Below are 6792 nucleotides of genomic sequence, written 5' to 3'. Positions count from 1 at the left end.
CGACAGCAGGTAGAAGGCGACGCAGTCGTGGCTGGCCATCGGCTCGCTCATGGCGCCCACCGCGCGTTCCAGCCCGTCCAGCAGGCGGTCGCCGGGGATCCGGATGCGGTGGTGGTCGGTGCCGAACCGGCCGGCGACCAGGTCGGAGTAGGCGAACTCGTCCCCCTGCTCGCCGCCGGCCGCCTCGAAGCCGATGCTGAACGTGGTCAGACCGCTCTGCCCCTCCTCGGCCAGCAGCGCCACGATGAGGCTGGAGTCCAGGCCGCCGGAGAGCAGCACGCCGACCGGCACGTCGGCGACCATCCGGCGGCGCACCGCCGTGCGCAGGGCGTCCAGGGTGGCCCGGCGCCACTCCTGCTCGCTCAGCCCCGCGTGCTCGGGCATCGCGGAGCGGGTGTAGGGCGGGTCCCAGTAGCGGTGGTCGGTGCTCGTGCCGTCCGCCTCGACGACCCGCACGGTGGCCGCCGGCAGCTTGCGCACGCCCGCGAGGATCGTGCGCTCGCCGGGCACGAGCGAGTGGAAGGTCATGTAGTGGTGCAGCGCCACCCGGTCGATGCCGGTGTCCAGGCCGCCGCCCGCGGCCAGGGCGGGCAGCGTCGAGGCGAAGCGCAGGCGGCGGGCGTCGTGGCTGACGTACATGGGCTTGATGCCGAGCCGGTCGCGGCCGAGCACCAGCCGGCCGCTGTCCCGCTCGTGGATCGCGAAGGCGAACATGCCCTTGAAGTGGCCGACGCACCCGGCGCCCCACCGGTGGTACGCCTTGAGCAGCACCTCGGTGTCGGAGGTGGAGTAGAACCGGTAGCCCGCGCCGCGCAACTCCTCGCGCAGCTCGCGGTAGTTGTACAGGCAGCCGTTGAACACCACCGCCAGGCCGAGCCCGGCGTCCACCATCGGCTGGGCCGCCTTCTCCGACAGGTCGATGATCTTGAGCCGCCGGTGGCCCATCGCGACGGCCCCCTGCGCCCACAGGCCGGAGCCGTCCGGCCCGCGGTCGTGCATGGCGTCGGTCATCCGGCCCACCGCGCCGATGTCGGCCTCCGCGCCGTCGAACCTGAACTCGCCGCTCAGCCCGCACATGCCAGCACCCCCGTCCCGCCGAGGCCGGCCATCAGGCCGCCGGCCGGCACGAGGGGAGGTCGTGGTCGCCCGTCGGCCGGTCCCACTCGCAGGTGCGGGTCTCGCTGAGCACCAGGTCGACCACGTCCGCCAGGCTGCCCCGCTCGGCGTACGCCGCCCGCTGGCGGGCCGCCGACGTGCCCGTCTGCAGGACCTGCCGGGTCAGCCCGGTCACCAGCTCCCAGTCGCCGGCCGCCTCCAGTTGCGGGCGCAGGCCCGTCACCAGGTCCTCGACCACCTCCTTGGCCGGGCGCGGCACGCCCTCCACCGGATCGACCAGGTCGCCCTCCAGCCCCCACCGGGCCGCCTGCCAGGTCGCCGCGCGCGCCGCCTCCACCTGCACCTCCGGCCCGGGGCCGCGGCGCGCCGCGGCCACCTCCCTGGCCACCAGCGCCCGGAACAGCCCGGCGATCAGCACGACGTCCTCCACCCGGGGACAGGCGTCACAGATGCGCAGCTCCACCGTCGGCACGTGTTGCGAGGGCCGGACGTCGAAATAGAGCATCCCCGCGTCGCTGATCACCCCGGACCGGATCAGACCCCGCACCATCTCCTGGTACTCGGCCGCCGAGCCGAACTTGCCGATCGGCCCCGTCGTCGGCCACCGCTGCCACACCAGCGTGCGGTAGCTGGCGTAGCCGGTGTCGGCGCCGTCCCAGAACGGCGAGCTGGCGCTGAGTGCCAGCAACGGCGCCAGCCAGGGCGTCAGCCGGTGCGCCACCGCGACCGCCAGGTCCGGGTCGGGCACCTCCGCGTGCACGTGCGTGCCGCAGATGAGCTGCTCACGGGTCAGCACCTGGAAGTCGCTGAGCATCTTCTCGTATCGCTGGTCGGGGAAGACCTTCACCTCGTCGAGGTCGGCCAGCTGCGGCGTGCCGACCGCCGCGATCCCCAGCCCCAGCTCGTCGGCGGCGGAGATCAGCTTGCGGCGCAGGCGGCACACGTCGCGGGCCAGGTCGTCCAGGGCCAGGAACGGCGCGCTGTTGGCCTCGACCATCGACCGCTGCAGCTCGTGCGTGAAGCTCTCCTCGGGCAGCGCGCTCAGCAGCGCCCCCGCCCGCGCGGTCACCCGGCGTGTGGTCGCGTCGACGATGTGGTACTCCTCCTCCACACCGACCCGGATCGCTCCCCCGGACCCCTCCACGGTCACCACTCCCATCATCAGGCATTCGAAGCCACCCCCTTCTCCCCCGAAAACGCGCTTCAGCACCTCTTGACCTCCACAAATGAAGGTCAGGCCGTAAATACGGCCTGTCGGACGCTCAGTGAGAGTGCCGGTGGGGGTCGGCGTGGATGTGGGTGCGCATGCCCTGCGGGTCGAACAGGATGAGCAGCTCGACCGTGCCGCCGTCGGCGCTGCCCAGCCAGTGGGGCATGGACGTGTCGAACTCGGCCGCCTCGCCGGCCGGCAGCGTGAGGTCGCGGTCGCCGAGGACGAGCCGCAGGCTTCCGGTCAGGACGTAGAGCCATTCGAAGCCGTCGTGGGTCTGCGGGGCCGGTTCGAGCGGTTCCGGCCGCGCGGGGATGATCATCTTGAACGCGTGGACCCCGCCCGGCCGCCGGGACAGCGGCACGAACGTCATCCCGAACCGGGTGATCGGCTTGAGGTGGATCCGGGGGTCGCCGGTGCGCGGGGCGCCGACCAGGTCGTCGAGCGGGACGTCGTAGACGCGGGCCAGCGGCAGCAGCAGCTCCAGCGTGGCCCGGCGCTGCCCGCTCTCCAGCCGGGACAGCGTGCTCTCCGAGACGCCGGTCGTGGTGGCGAGTTCGGCCAGGGTGATGCCGCGGTGACGACGCAGGGCCCGAAGGCGCGGCCCCACCGCGCCCAGCACCTCGTCCATGTCGTCGTGCACGACGGCCATCTTGCCATAACCGCAAGTTTTCGTGCCAGATCGGCGGGCTGCTGGTCGGATCGATCCCACACTGATCGACGGCAGCACCGGCCGTCGACCCCGCCACTCTCCTCAGGACAGGACCACATGACCACCGCTCCACGGCCGTCGCCGGGCCGTCTCGCCCGATCCGCGCGCACGGCCGCGACCGTCGCGCTCGCCCTCCTGCTCGCGCTCGGCGCCACGGCCTGTTCGACGCGCGCCGCCGCTCCCCCGCCCGCCGCCTCCTACACCACCGCCACCCAGGACGACCCGCGCTTCGGCACGACGTTCCGGCACGAGTTCGCCGACGTGGACGGCGTGCGCATGCACTACGTGAAGGGCGGGACCGGCACGCCGGTGGTGCTGATCCACGGCTGGCCCCAGACCTGGTACGGCTGGTGGCCGATCATGCCGGACCTGGCCCGGCACCACACCGTCTACGCCGTGGACCTGCCGGGGCTGGGCGACAGCGAAGGCTCGCCCACCGGCTACGACAAGGCCACGCTGGCGCGGTACGTGCACCAGCTAATCGCCGGGCGGCTCGGGATCCGGGACGCCGCCGTCGTCGGCCACGACTTCGGCGCCGCGGTGGCGTTCCAGTACGCGAGCCGGTTCCCCGCCGACACCGCCCGCCTCGGCTACCTGGACCTGCCGCTGCCCGGCCCGGCCGTCGACGCGGCCACGTACCGGTCGCTGAGCTGGCACATCGCCTTCCACTCCCAGCGCCGGGTGCCCGAGGCGGTGGTGGGCGACGACGTCCGCGAGTACCTGGCGCTGTTCTACCCCCAGGTCTCCTACGGCGGAACGGCGTTCGGCGGCACCTCGCAGCGGTCCCCGTTCACCGACGCCGAGATCACCGAGTTCGCCCGCACCTACAGCCGGCCGCAGGCCCTGTCAGGCGGCTTCGAGCTCTACCGCGCGCTGGACCAGGACGTGCGCGACACGACGGCGGCGGCGCCGGTACGCGTCCCGGCGCTGCTCATGACCGCCCAGGGGCAGCTCGACGCGATCCGGTCCACGGTGTCACCGCGCCTGACCAGGATCGTCCGCGCGGTGGACGTCCCGCGCGCCGGGCACTGGCTCGTCGAGGAGAACCCCGGTTTCGTCACCGCGGAGCTGGAGCGGTTCCTCGACGGCTGACCCGGCCGACGACCAGGACGGCGGGTCCACCCGTTCCAGTTTGCTCCAGCCGGTCCAGCCCCGCCGGCGCAGCAGCTCGATCAGCCGGCGGGCGGGCGGGACGGCGTCGAACGCCAGGGCGTCCATCAACCGGACGAACTGCGGCTCCACGTCGAGGTCGTCGACGTAGACCTCGTCCCGCTCGCCGGTCAGCCGCGTGAGGCAGGCGGCCAGCTCGTCGGCCAGCTCCTCCAGCCGCGGGTCGTCGGCGGACCGGGTGAGGGCCTGGCCCAGGTTGCGGAAGAAGCCGACGAAGTCCGGGTCGTCGAGCTGCTCGCGTTTGCGGGCCATCCACTCCGGCACGCGTCCGGGCGAGTGCGCGGCCAGCAGGATCCAGCCGTCGCGTTCGGCCTGGACGATGTGGTCGTCCACGCCGAGTGCCCGCAGCCGGTCGAGGTAGCCGACCACCTCCGGCGGCAGCGCCAGGCCGTCCCCGGCGGCCAGCCGGGCGATCCGGGCCCGGTGGCGCTGCTGTCGCCGGATCTCCGCGCGCAGCCGCCGGTCGATGTCGGCCAGCGCGGCGGCGAACTCCTCCTCGCCGGCCCGCAGCAGCTCCCGCACCCGCGCGAGCGGCACCCCGGCCTCGGCGAGGGTGCGGATCCTGATCAGCTCGACCGCGGCGGCGGCGTCGTACCTGCGGTAGCCGTGGCGGTCGCGCTCGGGCTCCGGCAGCAGTCCCTTGGCGTGGTAGTGCCGCACCGCCCGCACGGTCACCCCCGCGTACGAGGCCAGTTCGCCGATGGTCAGCATGGGACCAGCCTTCCAGAGCTCGTCAAGAAGCCGCCTGCCGGATGATCCGGGCGATCTCGGTGGCGTGCGTGAAGACCAGCCCGTGGCCGGCGTCGAGCCACGTCGTGGCGATGCGCGGCTGTCGCCGGACGAGCCGCTCGATCCCGGCCCGCCAGTTGCGGTTGAACCGCGCGGCGGGGCCGCCCTCGCCGGCCATCGAGGTCGACATGATCATGCTGATCGGCCGGTCGATCAACGGGTACCGGGACAGGATCTCGGACCGCACCACGTCGATCTCGACGTTCAGGTCGAGGATCTGCCGCGCGGTGAGCAGCACCTGGCGCGGGGTGCCGCGCCGGGCCTGCTGCCGCGCGGCCAGCTCCGCCCACATCGCCCGGAACGCCGGCAGGACGTCCTCGGTGAGGAACGGCTCGGGCACCGGGTTCGCCCCGTCGATCAGGACAAGCCCGGCGACGCCCCCGGGATGCCGGGCGGCGTGGTGCACGGCCAGGTCGGCCCCCAGCGAGTACCCCACGAGCACGGGGGGCTCGCCGAGGCCGAGCCGGCCCACCCGGGCCATCACGGCGTCCAGGTCGCCGAGGAACGCCTCGAAGGAGTACCGGTCCGCGGCCGGGGTGCGGCCGTGGCCGCGCAGGTCGAAGGTGACCACGTCGTGGTCGCGCCGCAGCAGTTCGATCAGCTCGCCGAGGTCGGCCCGGGTCGAGTTCAGCCCGGGGCACAGCACCAGCGGGCGGCCCCATCCGCCGCGGGACAGCGGGATCGTGAGGCCGTCGTGGTGGGCGGTCAGCTCGCCGGACGGCGGGCGGTTCGTACTGGTCGGAGAGGTCATGCCCCCATGCTGGGACATTGACCCTGCGTCAGGGGAAGAGCGCCGGACGCGGCCCGGGAACGCGAGTTCTCCCGGTTCGGCATGGTCCTGCTAGCCTGATCGCCGTTTCTGCCGGAGCGCGGGAGCCGAGCCGCTCGGCCCCGCGCCGCCATGGAGTCTGGGGCCGACTGACGATGAGCGCGGAAGAGGATTTCCAGCAGGTCGGCGCCGAGCTGGCCGACCTGGGGGTGCGGGTCTCCAGGATGATGGGGAGGCCGGCGCTCAAGGACCAGGCGGGCAAGGTGTTCGCCAGCCTGCAGCGTGACGGCGCGATGGTGTTCCGGCTGGTCAGGGACACTCCTGAGCACGCGGCCGCGCTGGAGCTGGCCGGGGCGTGCCTGTTCGATCCCTCGGGCACGGGCAGGGTGGTCAAGGACTGGGTGGTCGTGCCGCACTCCTCGGCCGAGCAGTGGACGGATCTGGCCGAGGCCGCCCTCAGCCGGCCCCGCTGACCGCCGGGCGCCCCTACGACGGGTGTGCCCGGCGCCTCAACTCCCAGGCCCAACCGGCCGTGAGCACCAGGACGGACGTGATCACGATCAACGGGATCACCCAGATGCGGTCGCCACGCTCGACGTCGGCCACGGCCAGGAACACGGCAATGCCGTCGAAGACGCTGCCACCCCCGCGCGGGGATCCCGGCTGACGGCAGGACCTTGGTGCGGTCAGCGGCCGGGAGCCCGTCGGTGCCGCGCAACCGTTCAGGGGCCACCGGACGGGGTGGCCGGCGGGTCACATGACGATCAGAGGCCGCCGGGGTCGAGGCGGGCGCGCAGGGCGCTGGGCGTCTCGGCGAGGTGCTTGCGGACCGTCCGGGTCAGGTGCGCGTGGTCGGCGAAGCCGTACATGGTGGCCAGCTCGGCGAGCTGGGCGCCGCCGTCGGCCAGGTGCTCCAGCACGGCCCGCACCCTCAGTTCGTTGCGGTACTCGCTGATCGTGCGCCCGGTGACGTGGCGGAAGATCCTGCCGACGTGCTTGGGCGAGGCGCCGACCAGCCGCGCCAGG

8 protein-coding genes are annotated in these 6792 nt (G+C 73.4%); 2 read left to right on the top strand and 6 right to left on the bottom strand.

The genetic code is table 11. The features are described from left to right. The 3 genes from ACWCSD_RS44345 to ACWCSD_RS44335 all read right to left on the bottom strand — a co-directional run. The coding region (locus ACWCSD_RS44345; RefSeq protein WP_449924330.1) for an N-acetylglutaminylglutamine amidotransferase at positions 1 to 1077 on the bottom strand (1077 nt) is incomplete at its 3' end. A gap of 31 nt (positions 1078 to 1108) precedes the next feature. Beyond that, positions 1109 to 2326 (bottom strand): carboxylate-amine ligase, encoded by a 1218-nt coding sequence (locus ACWCSD_RS44340; protein WP_449924327.1) that lies wholly within the window; start codon positions 2324 to 2326, stop codon positions 1109 to 1111. Between the two features lie 52 nt (positions 2327 to 2378). Further along, the gene (locus ACWCSD_RS44335) at positions 2379 to 2957 is read right to left on the bottom strand and encodes a helix-turn-helix domain-containing protein (RefSeq protein WP_449924333.1); all 579 of its coding nucleotides are present in this window, start codon (positions 2955 to 2957) and stop codon (positions 2379 to 2381) included. Positions 2958 to 3095: 138 nt separating this feature from the next. On the opposite strand from ACWCSD_RS44335, the gene ACWCSD_RS44330 reads away from it, so the two are divergent. After that, the gene (locus tag ACWCSD_RS44330; protein WP_449924324.1) at positions 3096 to 4130 is read left to right on the top strand and encodes an alpha/beta fold hydrolase; all 1035 of its coding nucleotides are present in this window, start codon (positions 3096 to 3098) and stop codon (positions 4128 to 4130) included. Here ACWCSD_RS44330 and ACWCSD_RS44325 read toward each other — a convergent pair. Both ACWCSD_RS44325 and ACWCSD_RS44320 read right to left on the bottom strand, forming a co-directional pair. Next, positions 4014 to 4919, bottom strand: coding sequence for a MerR family transcriptional regulator (locus ACWCSD_RS44325; RefSeq protein WP_397162913.1), 906 nt, complete (start codon positions 4917 to 4919; stop codon positions 4014 to 4016). The genes ACWCSD_RS44330 and ACWCSD_RS44325 overlap by 117 nt on opposite strands. Before the next feature lie 22 nt (positions 4920 to 4941). Further along, positions 4942 to 5748: an alpha/beta fold hydrolase gene (locus tag ACWCSD_RS44320; protein ID WP_449924321.1), complete on the bottom strand. Its 807-nt coding sequence runs from the start codon at positions 5746 to 5748 to the stop codon at positions 4942 to 4944. A gap of 173 nt (positions 5749 to 5921) precedes the next feature. Between ACWCSD_RS44320 and ACWCSD_RS44315 the strand changes: the two genes are divergently transcribed. Next, positions 5922 to 6239: a hypothetical protein gene (locus ACWCSD_RS44315; RefSeq protein WP_397162916.1), complete on the top strand. Its 318-nt coding sequence runs from the start codon at positions 5922 to 5924 to the stop codon at positions 6237 to 6239. 291 nt (positions 6240 to 6530) lie between these two features. Here the strand turns inward: ACWCSD_RS44315 and ACWCSD_RS44310 are convergent. Beyond that, the coding region (locus tag ACWCSD_RS44310; RefSeq protein WP_449924318.1) for a helix-turn-helix transcriptional regulator at positions 6531 to 6792 on the bottom strand (262 nt) is incomplete at its 5' end.

The organism is Nonomuraea sp. NPDC001684 (assembly GCF_053596515.1).
The sequence above is the reverse complement of the archived record's forward strand: the minus strand, read 5'-3'. Positions and strand labels throughout refer to the sequence as shown.